Source organism: Mesorhizobium sp. M7A.F.Ca.CA.004.12.1.1, from assembly GCF_003997835.1.
GTDB lineage: Bacteria > Pseudomonadota > Alphaproteobacteria > Rhizobiales > Rhizobiaceae > Mesorhizobium.
On sequence record NZ_RZRK01001152.1, the window covers coordinates 1 to 1413 of the forward strand.

The window sequence follows — 1413 nt, forward strand, 5'->3', positions numbered from 1 at the left end:
CTTGTCGTCGGAGCCGTCGAACTCGGCAGCCGAAAATGTGCCCAGAAGGTCGAGGGTCTTGGTGATGCGCGCCTGAATTTCGGCGAAACTCGCCTCGTTGTCCTCGTATCTCGGCACGTCGCGCCCGGCGAGCCGTGACGGCGCGCCCTTGGCATGATCGGTGGCGATCTGCACCTGCCTGGTCAAGGCGAACATGTCTGGCGCCAGCCGCGCCGTCAGAAACACCTGCGGGTCGATCTTGCGGTCAAGCGCATTCTGTTCGGCGGTCGCCAGCACATCGGAAAGCGCTTTCAGCCTGGCCGAAAACACCGGCACGGACGCCTCATACATCGATATCGTCACGTCAAATCTCCTGTCCGGCCGAACGCCGGCGGACGCGACGTAGCGCCTTCGCGCGCGATTCTTCAAGTCCGTCGAGCCTGCGTCACCACGTTGCCGCAATCGCCGTCGTAGAATCCTCTATCGAGCGGAGGTTCCCGATGAGACGCGCCCTTTTCGCAGCGACTGCCTTTCTCTCCCTGGCACCGATCGGCCAGACGGTATTGGCTGCCGACGATGCCCCCGAAGCGCCCTATATCGACGATCGGTCGAGCGCCGACGCGGTTGTCCGTTCGCTGTACAGCGCCATCAGCCGGCACGAATTCGCCCGCGCCTGGGGGTATTTCAGCGATACAAAGCCGGCAAAGGATTTCGACAGTTTCGTCAAGGGTTTTGATGGGACCCACAAGGTCGAGGTCGAGACCGGAGCTGTTTCCGACGAAGGTGCGGCTGGCAGCATTTTCTACAACGTCCCCGTCGCCATTCGCGCGACGGACAAGGCCGGCGGCGAAAAGGTCTTTGCCGGTTGCTATACGCTGCGCCAGGTGAATGCCCAGATCCAGGCGGAGCCGCCCTTCGATCCGATCCATATCGAAAAAGGCGCGCTGAAACCCTCCACCGCCGATTTCGAAGAGGCGCTGCCGCCAAGCTGCGGCGACGGGCCGCCACCGCCAAAGAAAGACACCGCACTGGAGCAGGCCAAGAAGGCCTTTCTGGCAACCTATGGCGACCAGTGCGACAAGCAGTTCCTTGCCAATGAGCCGACCGTTTTTTCGATTAAATACAAGGACAAGGATGCGCAGCCCGGCGAACCCGACAAGGAGACGCGGCTGTTCCATTTTTCCTGTTCGGCCGCGGCCTACAATGAAAGCTCGATCTACTACATGACCGACGACGTGTCGGGCGTGCAGCAGTTGCAGTTCGCCGAGCCCAAGATGGACATCCGCTACGAGAACAATGACAGCAACGGCAAATTGCTGGGCATGAGTATCGTCGGTTTCCAGACGTCCGGCTGGGCGGTCAATTCCGACTATGATGAGGCTGCCCACACGATCACAACATTCAACAAGTGGCGCGGCATCGGCGATGCGTCCG

At 60.9% G+C, this 1413-nt stretch carries 2 protein-coding genes; one reads left to right on the forward strand and one right to left on the reverse strand.

Annotated features, from left to right (window positions below):
- A partial coding sequence (locus EN984_RS34620; protein WP_127384358.1) for a DUF1993 family protein occupies positions 1-342 on the reverse strand: 342 nt, incomplete at its 3' end.
- Positions 343-479: 137 nt separating this feature from the next.
- On the opposite strand from EN984_RS34620, the gene EN984_RS34625 reads away from it, so the two are divergent.
- A partial coding sequence (locus EN984_RS34625) for a DUF1176 domain-containing protein (RefSeq protein WP_127384359.1) occupies positions 480-1413 on the forward strand: 934 nt, incomplete at its 3' end.